This is a genomic window from Mycolicibacterium wolinskyi str. Jessa 2025 (assembly GCF_049241375.1).
Classification (GTDB): Bacteria; Actinomycetota; Actinomycetes; order Mycobacteriales; family Mycobacteriaceae; genus Mycobacterium; species Mycobacterium wolinskyi.
The window spans coordinates 531,582-545,819 of sequence record NZ_CP185960.1; the positions used below are offsets into that span (position 1 = coordinate 531,582).

The following is a 14,238-nucleotide window of genomic DNA, read 5'->3' on the forward strand; positions in this document are numbered from 1 at the left end:
CGTGAGGATTAAGCGCTGACGAGTTCCGGCGCGGCAGTGCTGAGGCTCTCGAGTTCGGATGTCACCCGGCGTTCAACGAGCAGCGGCACGAAGTCCCGGATCACGCTGCCCTCGAAGCGGTGGTGTGCGGTCTCGACCGCGGCAGATACGCGTTCGGCCGGAAATGTATTGAAACGTTTCACCAGACGGTCTTGCACGTCGGCGATCAATTCGCCCTCAGATCGTGTCTTCATGGTCCTTATTGTCTGAGCTGCACCTTTGATGCGTCAACGCGTCGTTCGTCACAAACTTGACAGTTGTCAAGTCAAGTCAGATCCGCCAGAGCGCTTCCTGGCTGACGCTCGCCACCAGGGAGCCGGACTCGTCGTAGAGCGAGCCGACCGCAAGCCCGCGGGAATCGTTGTGATTGACCGAACGCACCTCGTAGCGGTGCCACGCGTCGGGCCGGAACGCGCGGTGAAACCAGATCGAATGGTCGAGGCTCGCGGCGAACCCGAGGTCGGCGGACAGCGGAACGTTCGGCGGCAGCGCGGCCGGGACCGGCCCGAGGTCCGACATGTACGCGAGCGTGCAGGCGCAGACCAGCGGGTCGTCCTCGACGGGCTCGCGGGTTCTGATCCAGAACGGCGGAACCGCGAACTCCGAATCGTCATCGGGTCTGGTGCGCAGCTCGAAGAGGTCGCCGAAGTCCAGGACATTGGTCTTGGTGACCGCGGCGTCGAAATCCAGCGCCGGCGTGTGGCCGGGTTGCCAGTCGACGCCGGGCTCGGGCTGGTGGAACGACGCGATCATCTCCAGGATGACGGCGCCGTCCTGCACCGCCGTGACGCGGCGCGTCGCGAAGGCGCGGCCGTCGCGCGTGCGCTCGACGCGAAACTCGACGTCGGCGTCGTATCGGCCGCCGCGGACGAAGTAGGCGTGCAGCGACTGCGGCAGCTTGTCGGCATCGACCGTCGCGCCGGCGGCCGCCAACGACTGGGCGGCGATCAGCCCGCCGAACAACCGCTCGACGGCGCCGCGCCGCGGCTCGCGGATTCGGAAGACGTCCCCATCTGCGTCGACGCGGTCGAACCGCAGCAGTTTGCTTATCCAGCTCGTGGTGGAGGCCGTCATCGCTGTGACGCTACCGACCGCTTGGTTGAGACTCTCGTCACGCCCGCCGGGCGAAGTGTCACTGGAGCGGCAAGTCCATCTTGACGTCGCTGCGGACGATCTTCCAGGCGGTGTCGCGCAGTTGAAGGTCTATCTCGAAATACCCGGACTCGACCGGACGGACCGGCGGCTCGGGGGCGCCGTCGCGGTTGTCGCTGGCGCGCACATAGCGGGCGAGGACCTCTTCGATTTGTCGTTCTGGGCTCATCGTCTCTCCTCCGGCCTCTTGGGATGTCTTGGCGGGGTGGGGGATTCGGGGCTGGAAAGGTCAGGTGGTACGCAGGCAAGCCCTGTGAGTTCAACGCCGAACCAGTGCCGCAGGGCGTGTGCGAGGCCGTCGTGGTCGGGTCGCTCGGGCGTGCCCGCCCACGCGACGAAACCGTCTGGCCGGATGAGCATGCGGTTGGCGGCGAGCGGCTCGATTGGGCTGCCGACCACGATTGCCAAGTCTTTGGCAAGTTCGCTGTTGAGACCGGATACGCCGTTGCCGGTGAAGTCGAGAAAGATCGGTTTGCCGTCGCGGGCCAGCTCGGCGAGCCGCTTGTGCCCAGCCGGGGTCTCGATCGTCAGGTCGGGCGCCCACCAGCCGGCGAGGTCGTGGGCACCTTCCGGCACGGGGTAGCGGACGTCGGCTCCGGAGAGCAGATCGCTGATGCGTCTGGCCGTCTGCGAGTCGGCGAGCAGCTCGCCGAAGATTTCGCGCAATGCGGTCATCTCGGGCCCCGGCCGAATAAGCGCGAGCTGTGCTCTGCTGCTGGCGAGCACGCGCAGCGCCATCGGCCTGCGTTCTTCCTCGTAGGTGTCGAGAAGGGCCGGATTCGCCTGGCCGCGTACCACTTTGGCGAGCTTCCAGCCCAGGTTGACCGCGTCCTGCAAACCCAGGTTGAGGCCGGGCCCGCCCATGGTGAAGTGCACGTGTGCGGCGTCGCCGACGAGGAAAACGTTGCCGGCCCGGTAGTGGGACGCGATGCGCGAGTTGATGCCGATGAAGCGGCGGAACTCCACGTCTGCTTCCGGCCCGGCGAGCCGCACCGGGAACGGAGCGCCGGTGACGCGTTCGAGGCTTTCTTGTAGGTCTGCCAGCGTCATCGGCGCGGTTTCGTCGTCGGGGGCGCGTTCGTCTCGTGCTACGGGATCGAGCTCCAAGGTGCCGACCATGGGCGGTTTGCCTGGCGGTTCACCCCAGAAATACAAGCCGCGTACGCCGCGCCGGAATGGCAGCGGGCCGCCTGCATCGTCCGGTCGATCTTCGGGTGGCAGCACACCGAACGCCAGACGGGTGACCACGTCTTGGCTCGACATGCCCGGGAAGTCGATTCCGGCGAGCTTGCGCGTCAGACTGCGCCCGCCGTCCGCGCCGACCAGATAGCGGGTGGTCAGCTCGTATGGGCCGTCCGGTCCCTGGACCTGAGCGGTGACCACGCCGTCGCGCTGCGCGAAGCCGGTGAGGCGGTGCCCCCACCGGACGTCGACCCGGCGCTCGCCGGCCTCCCGCGCCAACGCTTGAGCGAGTTCGGCCTGCGGCGCAGCGAGCATGTACATCCGCGAGTCCGCCGCTTCGGTGAAATCCACCGGGAGTGCACCGAACGAGAATTCCGCGATCGGACGAGGGCGATCGGAGGTGCCGGAGAGCTCCTCATAAAACCCCCGGTGATCAAGCAGGCGGGGCCCTTGGCCGGTTACCCCGGCCGCTCTTGGCTGCAGACTCGGTCCGCTCGTCGGGTCGAGCACCACAGGTCTGACCCCGGCGAGGGCGAGTTCGCACGCGAGCATGAGGCCGTTCGGCCCGGCCCCGGCGATGAGAACGTCAGTCATGACGCACCTCGTCTTCTTAGATGTCGATGACGACTTTGCCGTGTACGTGCCGGCCGGCTTGAAGCTCGACCGCGGCGCGGATCTGGTCCATCGGGAAGCTCGCCGCGATGGGCACTCGAAGCCGACCCGACGCGACAAGACCGGCGATCTCCTCGATTGCGCCGGGAGCGGCGTTGGCGCCGTTGGCCGGGGTGATGCCGTCGACCTGCGCGGCGATGGTGGTGATCCGCTCGTCGGGCACGCCGAGTTCCCGTGCCGCCTGGACCGTCTCTACCCCGTGCAGGTCGATCGCGGCGGTGACGCCTGCGGGAGCCATGGCGCGAACCCGCTCGACCAGTCCGTCGCCGTAGGCGACCGGCTCCGCCCCGAGGGCGCGGAGGGACTCGGCCGACGACGCCGATCCCGTCCCGAGCACCCGAGCGCCCGCGATACGCGCGAGCTGAACAGCGAACACACCGACCCCGCCTCCGGCGCCCCCGATGAGGAGAGTGTCATCCGGATTGGGATTGACGACGGCGAGTGCGGCGGCAGCCGTGGACCCGGCGATGGCAAGGGTGGCGGCGGTGCGGTCATCGACGCCGTCGGGGGTGTGGTGGGCGTCGCCGCCCGCCGCGACGGTTCCCGCGACGTCGACAACTACGTAGTCGGCGAACGCGCGGGACAGGGCGCCGCCGAACACCCGGTCGCCGACCGCGAAGCCGGTCACACCGGCACCGACCTGGTCGATGACACCGGCGTAGTCGGTGCCGAACCCGCACGGCAGGCTCAACCCGAAGCGGGCGGCGGTGTCCTCGTCGGTGGTCATGAACCAGTCCATCGGGTTCAGTCCCGCGTTTCTGACCCGCACGCGGATATGTCCCGCGCCGGCCTGCGGTGCCGGCACCTGGCGCACGGTCAAGACCTCGGGGCCGCCGAACGACTCGAGTCGGACTGCGCGGCCGGTGGTCAGGGACGTGTCGACGTGCTGTTCCTGCATGCTCACCCTGGTCTCTCCTTCGGCAGGCGATGACTGGAAACGAAAAGGACTATGCTCCGTTTACGTAAATCACCGTAACACAACCGGAGCGTGATCCGTTTTGGATGCCTTGGAGGACCGTCGGCCGCGAGCGGACGCGACCCGCAACCGTGGCCAACTCCTCGATGTGGCGACGCGCGTGTTCGCGTCCGCCGACACCGAGCCGTCGATGCGCGCGATCGCGCGCGAAGCCGGGGTCGGCATCGCCACCCTCTACCGGCACTTTCCGAACCGCGAATCCTTGGTCGATGCGGTTTACCGCGATCAAGTCACGCGCCTGACCACGGGTGCCCGCGACCTGCTCGCTCAGCTTCCCCCGCCGGCGGCGCTGCGACGCTGGATGGACCTGTTCGGTGATTGGATTGCGACGAAGAACGGCATGCTCGACACTCTGGTCGCAATGGTCGAATCCGGCGAGATCGCCCACGCCCACACCCGCACGGAGCTGCTCGCGGCCATCGACACCATTCTCGACGCCGGTCGTAAAACAAGGGAGCTGCGCGACGATGTCAACGCCGAGGACATCGCCGCCGCACTCATTGGGGTCTTCACCGTGGCAAAGCCGCCCGAGCATGGCGCCCGGGCGACTCGTCTATTGGATGTCCTTCTGGACGGCCTTCGCACCAGACCCTGAACCGCCGCGCTCGGACGGACGCCCGGCCTGACCGGTGCGGAACATGCTCGATGGCAGCGGAAGTCACAGATTTGCCCCAGCGCGTCAGTTCCCGAAGGTGTATCGCAGCGGCCGGCCGAGCCGGCGCAGGGCCGGGATCCGGTACATGCCCCGCAGGAACTGGCGGGTGAGCCCGGACAGGCGCTGATCCATGCCGGGCGCCTCCGAATACCAGAGCTCGGTGTCGAACCGCAGACCGGGCACCGCGCGCTCGAGGTCGTGCGGATCCCCGATGCTCCAGCCGAGGCGCGCGCCCGACGCCTTGACGCAGCCGTAGCGCTGCAGGAACCACAGGCCCCGTTTGTCGTAGCCGTCGAACAGCAGCTCGCCTGACGGGAAGTGGCCCGTGATGCGGCGCAACAGCGCGAGGCCTTCCTCGGCGGGCAGGTACGGGGTCACGCCCTCGGCCACGACGAGCACCGGCGTGTCCCCGGCGACGTCGTCGAGCAATGTCGCATTGGTCACGGACTTGGCGATCATGGCGTAATCCGAGGCGAAAAGTTTGCGGCGCAAGGCAATCACGTCAGGGAAATCGACGTCGTACCACGTGACCGACGGGGGCGGGGCCACCCGAAAAGCGCGTGTGTCCAGGCCGCACCCGAGGTGCAGGACGGTGCAGCGCGGGTGGGCGTCGATGAACTGGCGGGCCCACGTGTCGTACGCCCTGGCACGGACCGCCAGCGACAGGTGGTCACTGCGGCGCACGCGCAGCTTGCTGAAGTCGTAGTCGATGCGCTGCAGCGCGGCGAAGGCCTCGGTGTCCTGCAGGATCGAATCGGGACGGCGGCTTTCCATGGCCTTGCCGTACAGCGTGGCAAGGGTCGTCTCCTGCGCTCCGGTGAGTGCGACTTTCTCGGTCATTGCTCCTCCTGCTGATAGCGGTTCAAACCATTGCGCGCCAACGACATCAGATCGGCGCCTGCCAAATCGGGCGACATCGCGTCGAGCACCGCCGCGCTGATCCGGGTCAGTACCTGGGGTGTGAGTGCGTCGGCGCCGAGCACGCGGATCAGATGCGGATGCATCACCCACACCCCGAGCCGCATCGCGACGTGCACGGCGGCCAGCGTCCGCAAGTCCTGCTGCGCCGCGCGGCCCTGCGGGGGATGGGTCGTCAGGTAATCCTCGGTGAGTGCGACGAGGTTGTCGAAGAGCCTTGTCGCACCGGGTGATTCATCGACCAGCGCCCGCGACACGTACCGCAGCACGATCGGTGCGCCCCGGTAGACGTCAGCCAGGTAACCGGGATCGGCGATCGCCTCGCCGTCCACCCCTTCGGCGATCACGCGCCGCAGGTAATCCATGACGAACCCGTCGCAGGCCTCACGCAGTCCCTGTTTGTTGCCGAAGTGATGTGAGACCAGGCCGGGCGCGACGTTCGCCTCGGCGGCGATCGTGCGGATCGTCGTTTCCTTGACGCCATGCTCGGCGAACAGTCGCATCGCGGCATCCCGGATACGCGCGCGGGCGGTGACATCCTCGACTGGACGCATGTTCAGTAGTTTAAACACTCGACCAGTCGACTGGTCAAGTGTTCAATCACCTCTGGCGGTGCCAGACGCCGCGGTCACGGGCCACGCGACCAGCGGGCCCCTATAGCGAAAGTGGTAGTGCATCCAACCGGCCACGAAGGCTCCCGATCACCGTCTCGATCTCAGGTGAAGCCTCCAGCCGCTCGGTGCCGAGGAAGGTCTCCAGGTCGTAGATCGCCACGGCGATCGAACCGCGGAAGAGCAGTGCCGCCTCCCCGCTGTTCTTGCGGCGTCCTGATCGGGCGCGGTCGATCATGGATAGGGCCTCGCCATATGTGTCGATCCCTTCGGTCGTCTGTCCGGCGACCATCGCGTTCAGTCCCAAGTCCATCAGTACCGAGATCTCGTCGAACCCGAGGGCGCGAGCCTTCGTGAGGCACGTGGCGGCGCGTCGGTGTTTCCCGAGGCAGAGCAGTGACCAGCCGAGGTTGTGCAGACCGTGCGCGTCGTTGTCGGTGACGCGTTCCTCGCGCTCTGCCACCCACTCGAATTCAGGAATGGCATCGTCGATTCGTCCTGCTGCCCACAGAGCATTGCCGAGTTGCTTGTGGTTCCACATGAACTCGGGCGCAAGGCGTAGGGCTTCTTCCGCGGCGGCAAGCCCGTCCTCGATTCGGTTTTGAAGCAGGAGCACCCATCCAGAGAGGCCGTACCCGGCGTGGTGGGCCGGGGCCATCTCGAGCGCGCGCTTCGCACATGCGCTCGCGTGTTCCCATGCCGCGAGCCGTGCGTATCGCCACCCGTTGTCGATGAAAAGGTCGATGCGGGGCTCGCGGTCCAATGCCTCCTGGATCGTGTGCAGAGCCGCGAGAGGCCGGCCTTGCCGGTCACGAGCCTCGGCGAGATCAATTGCGACACTCACCGAGTCGTGATGTAGCGCTTGTGCTCTCTCGAATTGCGCTGCGCCTTCGTCGATTCGGCCGAGGGCAACCAAAGTGCGACCGAGAACCCGCAACCCGAGCTCATTCGTGGGTTCGCTTTCGAGCGCTTTCTCGGCTTGTTCGAGCCCGTCGGCCAATTCTCCGGCGAGGCGTAACGTGTCCGCGTACTGGATCCGGATCTCGACGGAGCCAGGGGCCTTGTCGACCGCGGTCCGCCAGACCGGCACGGCATCTCGAACGCGCCCCTGCTCCAGCAGTAGGCCACTGTACTGCGAGAGCGCGAACATATACGTGGGAGCTTTTTCGATCACCTCGTACAAGTCGGCCGCCGCCGCTTCGACGTTCCCCAGCTCGTTGTTGAGCGCGCCCCGGCTTGTCAGCGCGGACAGGTTGTCGGGTTGGTACTCCAACGCTTCGTTCAGCGCCCGGTCGGCAGCATCGAGGTTGTTGAGCATTCGATACGACTCGCCCAGCCATCCCAGCACATAGGAGTTCTTCCCGCCGGCAGCCAGCGCTCGATGAAACGCATCGGCCGACTCCGCGTACCTCTCTAGGAAGTAGAGCGCTTCACCCCGGGTGGCGAGCGCATCGTGGTATTCGGGGTCCAGTGCCAGAATGGCTTCGACTGTCGACAGTGCACGTTCGGGATCGTCACGGTCGAGCCAGATACGGGCCAGCACATTGAGCAGCTCGACATCAGGCTCGACGCCCGCTGCTTCGCGCAGTGCGATGGCATCGGCGAGGAGCTTTTCGGCGAGAACACAGTCGTTGCGTCGCCACTGGAGCCGTCCGAGGTGTCCCATCGAATCGAAGTCGTCCGAGTCGAGTTCGATTGCACGCGTGAGAGAGTCGATGGCCGCCGAAGCATAGCGATCAGAGGCGTCGGGTTCGCTGTCGACCAGACCGCAAAAGAACCTACCGACCTGAGCGAGTGTCTGCGCGTCATCGGACAGCAGTTCCTTGGCGCGTTCAGCTGCCTCGACGGCTTCCGATGTGCGCCCCGAGTCCAGCAGGACCCACATCCGCAGTCGTTCCACGGTCCCGCATGGTGAGAATCTCTGGGCAGCGTCGTCGAGAACCGTTGCTGCTTCCGGGGTCCTATCCGCCAACCACAGTGCCCGTGCCAACAAAATCGCACCGTCAGGGTCCTCCGGTTCCATGACGATGTACCGCCGAGCCAACTCCTCGGCCTCCAGTTTGTCTTCATCCCTGCCGCGCCGGAGCAGAGCACTGGCGAGGTCGTAAATCGTCGGCGGGAGCGGTTGGACGCCCAGGCTTGCTCGCAAAGTGGTTATGCCGTCTTCGATTTCACCCTGGTCGACCAACAGCACTCCGCGCATACCCAACGCTGAGGAGTCGTCGGGATCGACGCGTAGCGCGTGATCCACAGCGGACAACGCCCGCGCGACATCGCCGTGCGCAGTGATGACCCGGCTCAACCACAGCCATGGCGCGCTCGCCGGGTCGATCTCGTCAACGGTGACGACGTGCGACTCGGCGATATCGAGGTCGCCACTGTCGGCCGCTACCTCCGCACGGAGTAGATGCAGATTGACATCTCGGGGGTCCTGTGCCAAGCCTTCATCCAGCACATGAATTGCCTCATCGATTCTGTTCGCTGCGCGCAGCGCGTCAGCCAACTCCAACCGGATCGGCCCACTGTCGGGCCGCAGTTGATGCGCGGTCGACAGTGCGTCAACTGCCTCGCCGTTATCGCCGATCTCGCGCAGTGCCATGCCGAGGTAGGCATGCGGGACCGGATCCTGTGAATGACTGACGGCCAGCTCGCGTGCTACAGCTGCCGCGTCGTGCGGGAGTTTCAAACCGAGGAGCGCTTCGACGTAGACGATCCGGGTGTCGTAATCATCCGGATCGACGGCCAGGATGTCCTCGGCGGCTTGTTTCGCCTCGTCGAACAGGTTCAGTCGCGGCAGCACGGCGGCGATGCCGCGCTTGGCATCCAGCGACGGGGCCAGCTCGTCGGCGGCACGGTACGCGGCAAGTGCGTCCCTGAGCCGCCCCACCGCCTCAGCGGCTGTGGCCGCTTGCAACCAAAGCTCGGTGGCCTCATCGACCAGCCCCTCCTTCTTCGCGATAGTTGCTAATCCGCGATAAGCGCGCCAGTCGGATGGAACTCGGCGCGCAACGTCCGAGAGAAGCTTCTTGGCTTCAGCGAGGCGCCCGATACTCAGCTGGTACAGGCCCAGATATCGGCGCACGACGACGGTGTCTTCACCCAACTGCTGCGCGCGTCGCAGCGGGTCGTCGGCGTCAGGCAGCCCGAGCATCACCATGGCTGCGCCCAGGTCGGCCACATGATCACCGCGGGCCCAGACGACTTCCCGCGCCGCTCGCAGAAGGTGGATGGCAGTGCGGTAGGCGGCGTCCGCGGCGTCGGTGTCCCCCGCGGCGTCGGCAACGTGGCCGGCCAGCACCTGAGCAGAACCGGCGATGGCGATGGCTTCTGATCGTGTCTCGGTGTCATCGACCGCGGCTATGACTTTCGACGCGTGCTGCCCGGTGGTTCGCAAGTCCCCGTCGCGAAATGCCTTACGAGCCTTCTCGAGATTGATGCGCAACGGCGCAAGGGTCGACTCGCTGGCCGAATTACGCACCGCCGCAACGCGCCCCGTATTGTGCCTACTGGAGGCTATCTCCAGGTCGAGATGGGAACTGTGGTCAGACCTATTGATCTTCACCGAGAACCTGCCTTCGGAAAGCGGCCCGTCGCGGCAGTGTTGGAGCCGGACATCGTCTTGCTGCCTTTGGGCGTCGGGATGAGGTCTTCGGCACTCAGTTCGGCGACGATGGCTGGGTTGGTGATTCGCAGATGCCAGGCGGCATTGAGTCGATCCAGTGGCAGCACCTGCGCCCTGACGTCATCGGTTGTCTCGAGGCCGGTGATCACTTCCTTCCAACGCGCAGGGTCGTAAGGGGGTGGCGAAGTGCGGTTCTCCAGCCTTGCCATCACCTGCGTGACAAATATGTCCAGCGCGTCGGCATCTCGTGCGGGCGCTGCTCGTCCGCCCTCAGCGGCGACGTCCCACCACTGCGCGAGAAGATCGATGTGGCCGGCGAAGTCGGGCGCAGTCTTGCCGCTGTGGGCCAGCGCAGCGAGAATGACGTGCGCCCGATCGGCAGCCGACGGACAGTCCTTTGTGCGGGTGGTCTTGCGAGGGTGTACATGCAATAGCAGTGCGGCATAGCCGTACGCCGGCCCTACCATGCAGGATGCATAGATATCGGCGAACAACTTCTCGGCGAATAGCGCACTGGGGAACGTTTCCGGGTGCGCATCCAGGCTTTGGTCGATGATCGCTCCTGCGATGCGCTCGCTGCGGCACAAACCCGCGTGATAGCCCGCGAGGGGAACATCCCAGAGTGTCCACTCCGGAAACTGGAATTTCGCCAGGCTGCGCATCTTTGTCGGGAGGTGCCCCTGTCGGGCCGGCATCGCGATGCCTTCGGCCCTCAGTTCTTTGAACACCAGCTCGGCCAGCGCGGCGACACCGTTGTCCAATTGGTAGTCGCGCAACGTCACACCGCTCAGAAAGTCCACGTAGTCGGCGAACAGCGGTTCGCATTCGGCCATGAGGTCGTCGAACGCATCCCAGGCGGCTTCCTGGTCGGCACCTTCGTTGAGATCGCCTATTACGCCGTCGATCTTGTCGATCAGCTCATTGCAGTCCTGGAGGCTGTCCTCGATCGATTGAGTTTCGGCATCCACGATGCGATCAAGTTCCTGCATGCGCTGACCGATGACGGTCGCTGCCTGTGCGGCCTTTTTCAATCGTGCGTCGAGTTCGGTCAGATTGGCCTGGATGTCGGTCATGAGCGCCGTGATGTCGTCGGCCTCATTACTGAGAGTGCGTGCGAGAGTGTTGATTTGTTTGGTCGTCTCGAACACCGATTCCCCGATGGTGCCATCGCCTGCCACCTTGACGAGTGAGCCGATGCTGTTCAGCGGCTCACCTCGCGATTTCGATCGGGTCAGCATCCGCACCACAAGCGCGACATCCTCCTTCATCTCCTGGAGGCGGATGCTCAACAGTTCGTCTTTCGCCATCGGTCGACCTATCTGGTAGCGGCCGCGCACCAGCGCAGCGCGTTGTTACTCACGACAGTCAAAAGGTGCTCGTCGCAGGCGATGTTGTTTGCGCGCCATCGCCACGCGGCATCGAGTACATGCGCGATGGTGGTGCCGTCCGGCGCGGCGACGGCAGGTTTGGCGGTGAGGGTTTTGTAGAGGTGGTGTTGTGGCCCGAAATCGCACCGCAGCCTGGACGGACAATGCTTACCGAGCAAACCGACCACATCGGCGGCGACCTGCTGCAGCCGGGCCAGATCTCCGGTGCTCGCCGGGGTGCCGCCATTGCTCAAAGCGAACCATAATGGCTCGACCTCCCGGTCGGCCAGGTTCGCGAACGCGTGGCACGTCGGGTCTTTCGGGTCGATGGACGCCATCGCCCGCAGCGCGGTGAGCATTGCGTGTACGCGGGCCGGCCACGACGGATGCGTGTCGTCATGATCATCGAAATCCTGGTCGCCTCGCGCCTGTTGGATCAGCACGCATGTCGGGTATGCCGCGCCGAGCACATAGGTTGCGAAGATGTCGGCGAACAGCTCGTGGAGATGGCGGAGGTCACGGTCGTTGTTGGCGGCATTCTCCAGATACCGCATTACCGGAAACTTGTCGAAGGCCCCGAATTCGAGATTGCGGAGGTGGTGGGCCACGTGATGGCCGAGCTCATGAACCAGGATCGGCAGCCGCCACACCGTGGTGTCCTGCTGCCGCATCCGGATCATGCCGAACGTGTGCACGATGTGCTCGGCATCGTCGAAGGCCACCAACACCTGAGTGCCGACGCCCGCCCGATCGGCGATGTCGTTCAGCATCCACTGCGCGACCGCGCCCGTGCCGTTGTCGAGGCCGGCTCTGCGGTAGAGCACTCCCTGTAGATAGGTCTGCACCTCGCCGGTGATCGGCCGCACGGCGTTGTCCACTATGTCGCGCAGGGTTGCGCAATCCCTTGCCTGGCTGGTGATCTGCTCGACCCGCGCGGCGAGTTGGAGTTCGATCCGGTCCCGGATCGATTGGGTCGCCGTCTCAGCGGCCACCTCCGTCGCCAAGGTGGCCTGCAAACTGCGCAGATTGTCGAGCTCCTGCTTCTTGCGAACCTGGAACACATCTTCGGCGGTCACGGGTACGGTCGTCATCCCGTCGCGTCCTCGACCGTAAGTCGGACGCCGCGGACGATGCCGAATTGGGTTCCGGCATCGAGGAAGTCGAGACTGATAGCGACGACCGCGACGAGGATCAGAACGTGTGCACTTGCGGTCGCAACGGCGAGCTGAGGAGCGACGGGCACCAGTAGGCCACTGAAGCTGTGCAGCACCTTCAACGCTCCCGCGACGTTGGACGCGATTCCGATGTATCTGCCGTACTGTTCACCCAGTGCGGTGAGCTGCCCTGTGGCTCTGTCGAGCTTGGACTTGTCCAGTCCCTCGCGCGCGAGCCGGACCACAGTGTCTCGCTCCACGACCGCGATACCGAGAATCGAGGCGAAGACCGCAACGGTCGGCTCATTTTCCTCCAGTCGGTCCGCGAGCGTCCGAAGCCGATCTCTTGCAGCGTCGATGAAGCCGCTGGGAATCAAGGTGGCCAACCGGTCGAGCGCAGCTGCCACGAGCCGGAGTGCGATCCTGGCCAGGCGGCTGAAGTACTCACCCAACACTTCGAGATTGAGGGCCTTCTTGATCGCTTCCCAAGTGTTGCTGATCGCGGGCAGTACTTCGGGCAGCGCTCGTATCACCCGGTCGCAGAGCTCGCCGCCGTCGGTTGCCACCCTCTCCAGAGTCGCCTCGGTGGCCGCGCGCAGCCCCTTCACCGCGGCCGGGGTGTCGGCGGAACGAACGATTGAGGTTTCAAATCCTTGTGCGACGCTCGGCGCGGTCAGCTGTTGGAGCGTGGCGTTCGTCACCGTCAGGTCGTCCAATGCGGCGTCGAGCCCGACACCCATGTCGCCCCCGTTGTCTGCGGCAAGCGCTACCGCGGCCATGCTCAGTTGACTCGCGGCGATCGTCAGTGAGTCCTCGACCGAATCGACGGCTGCCGGCTCACCCGTACCGTCGAAGCCTTGCATGCGCGTCTGCCCGAATCGGTCCAGGCAGTCTTCGAGCCGCCGCGTCAACAGCTCGACGGCATAGTCGGCATCTGCCTGCCCGCCGCGAAGCTTGTTTCCGGCGGTCAGGACCGCGTCGGTCGATTCGGCCAGGGTGGTCAATGTTGCGATGCTCATCGAGATCGTCTGCCCTTCACGTTCACCGACCTGTGTTCAGCTCGCTGCTACCAGCACAAGATGGCCCCACAGGTATGCCAATCATCGAGGTCAGAGCCTCCGGCGGGCGCGGTGCGAGCTTCGGCTGGGCGGTGCTCGTCGAGCCGAATCACAACCGCCTGGTCGTGGTGTTGCCCCATGTCGCTGTCGTGATCCATTGCGCCTCCTCTGACCCGTGCAGACAGTGTCGGACCCGGCCGCGGCGGTGACACGAGTAGTGAGCTACCTCAATTCCGCGCATGAGGTGCGTTGCGTGATATCGGGGCTGCGCGCACAGAAAAGGCCCTGACCTGGACAACCAGGCAGGGCCTTTGACTGCTACCAACGTGAGTCGGGGTGGCGGGATTCGAACCCACGACCTCTTCGTCCCGAACGAAGCGCGCTACCAAGCTGCGCCACACCCCGTGTGAAGCCACGACAGCGTATCGCACGAGGGTGGTCGAAAGCCAAACGGTTACCTCACCGCCGAGATTGACGCCAGGGTCGTTGATGGCGCGGATTCACGACCCTGGTGTCAAAATCGACACCTCCCGCCTAGCGCCGGGTCTCGCGCAGGACGGCCAGGCGTTCGCGGTACTCGGCCTCGTTGACCTCGCCCTTGGCGTAGGCGTCGCGCAGGGTGCGTTCGCCTTGCCGGCCGCGGAACCGCCGGAGCAGGTAGACGATGCCGACGATCACGAGCGTCCAGAACGTGATGGGGATGAGGACGAACCATGGGTTCCAGTCGTGATCGGCGAAGCGCCCGCCGTGTTCGGCCAGGAATGTCGTTGCGGTGGGGGTGATCTCGTAGATGTTCATGCATCAAGCGTGCTGTGCTCACGTGCCTGTGGCA

General features: G+C 65.4%; 13 protein-coding genes and 1 tRNA gene. 1 reads left to right on the top strand and 13 read right to left on the bottom strand.

What is annotated here, in order from left to right:
- Positions 1–8: 8 nt before the first annotated feature.
- The 5 genes from ACOI2T_RS02775 to ACOI2T_RS02795 all read right to left on the bottom strand — a co-directional run bounded on the left by ACOI2T_RS02775 (position 9) and on the right by ACOI2T_RS02795 (position 3,943).
- Positions 9–233 carry a three-helix bundle dimerization domain-containing protein gene (locus ACOI2T_RS02775; protein WP_409502543.1) on the bottom strand — a complete coding sequence of 75 codons (225 nt, stop codon included), beginning with the start codon at positions 231–233 and terminating at the stop codon, positions 9–11.
- A 76-nt stretch (positions 234–309) separates the two neighbouring features.
- Positions 310–1,113 carry an acyl-CoA thioesterase gene (locus ACOI2T_RS02780; protein WP_409502544.1) on the bottom strand — a complete coding sequence of 268 codons (804 nt, stop codon included), beginning with the start codon at positions 1,111–1,113 and terminating at the stop codon, positions 310–312.
- Between the two features lie 58 nt (positions 1,114–1,171).
- Positions 1,172–1,360: a hypothetical protein gene (locus ACOI2T_RS02785; protein WP_409502545.1), complete on the bottom strand. Its 189-nt coding sequence runs from the start codon at positions 1,358–1,360 to the stop codon at positions 1,172–1,174.
- Positions 1,357–2,967 (bottom strand): FAD-dependent monooxygenase, encoded by a 1,611-nt coding sequence (locus tag ACOI2T_RS02790; protein ID WP_409502546.1) that lies wholly within the window; start codon positions 2,965–2,967, stop codon positions 1,357–1,359. The genes ACOI2T_RS02785 and ACOI2T_RS02790 overlap by 4 nt, the downstream gene beginning before the upstream one ends.
- A 16-nt stretch (positions 2,968–2,983) precedes the next feature.
- On the bottom strand, positions 2,984–3,943 hold the full coding sequence (locus tag ACOI2T_RS02795) for an NADP-dependent oxidoreductase (protein WP_409502746.1): 960 nt from the start codon (positions 3,941–3,943) through the stop codon (positions 2,984–2,986).
- A gap of 109 nt (positions 3,944–4,052) precedes the next feature.
- Between ACOI2T_RS02795 and ACOI2T_RS02800 the strand changes: the two genes are divergently transcribed.
- A complete protein-coding gene (locus tag ACOI2T_RS02800) occupies positions 4,053–4,616 on the top strand; it encodes a TetR/AcrR family transcriptional regulator (RefSeq protein ID WP_409502747.1) in 564 nt (187 codons plus the stop codon).
- Between the two features lie 84 nt (positions 4,617–4,700).
- On the opposite strand, the gene ACOI2T_RS02805 is transcribed toward ACOI2T_RS02800, so the two are convergent.
- From ACOI2T_RS02805 to ACOI2T_RS02840, 8 genes are all read right to left on the bottom strand, one after another.
- Entirely contained in the window at positions 4,701–5,516 is an 816-nt protein-coding gene (locus ACOI2T_RS02805) for a class I SAM-dependent methyltransferase (protein WP_421875756.1), read from the bottom strand.
- Positions 5,513–6,148, bottom strand: coding sequence for a TetR/AcrR family transcriptional regulator (locus tag ACOI2T_RS02810; RefSeq protein ID WP_421875758.1), 636 nt, complete (start codon positions 6,146–6,148; stop codon positions 5,513–5,515). Before ACOI2T_RS02810 ends, ACOI2T_RS02805 begins: the two co-directional genes overlap by 4 nt.
- A 100-nt stretch (positions 6,149–6,248) precedes the next feature.
- Complete coding sequence (locus tag ACOI2T_RS02815) at positions 6,249–9,647, bottom strand: tetratricopeptide repeat protein (RefSeq protein ID WP_409502549.1); 3,399 nt, start codon at positions 9,645–9,647, stop codon at positions 6,249–6,251.
- 116 nt (positions 9,648–9,763) lie between these two features.
- Positions 9,764–11,134 (bottom strand): hypothetical protein, encoded by a 1,371-nt coding sequence (locus ACOI2T_RS02820; RefSeq protein ID WP_409502550.1) that lies wholly within the window; start codon positions 11,132–11,134, stop codon positions 9,764–9,766.
- A gap of 8 nt (positions 11,135–11,142) precedes the next feature.
- The gene (locus ACOI2T_RS02825; protein WP_409502551.1) at positions 11,143–12,285 is read right to left on the bottom strand and encodes a hypothetical protein; all 1,143 of its coding nucleotides are present in this window, start codon (positions 12,283–12,285) and stop codon (positions 11,143–11,145) included.
- Positions 12,282–13,367, bottom strand: coding sequence for a hypothetical protein (locus ACOI2T_RS02830; protein WP_409502552.1), 1,086 nt, complete (start codon positions 13,365–13,367; stop codon positions 12,282–12,284). The genes ACOI2T_RS02825 and ACOI2T_RS02830 overlap by 4 nt, the downstream gene beginning before the upstream one ends.
- Before the next feature lie 370 nt (positions 13,368–13,737).
- A tRNA-Pro gene (locus ACOI2T_RS02835) sits at positions 13,738–13,811 on the bottom strand.
- Positions 13,812–13,940: 129 nt separating this feature from the next.
- Positions 13,941–14,204, bottom strand: a complete 264-nt coding sequence (locus ACOI2T_RS02840; RefSeq protein ID WP_067850366.1) for an SHOCT domain-containing protein — start codon at positions 14,202–14,204, stop codon at positions 13,941–13,943.
- Positions 14,205–14,238 lie beyond the last annotated feature (34 nt).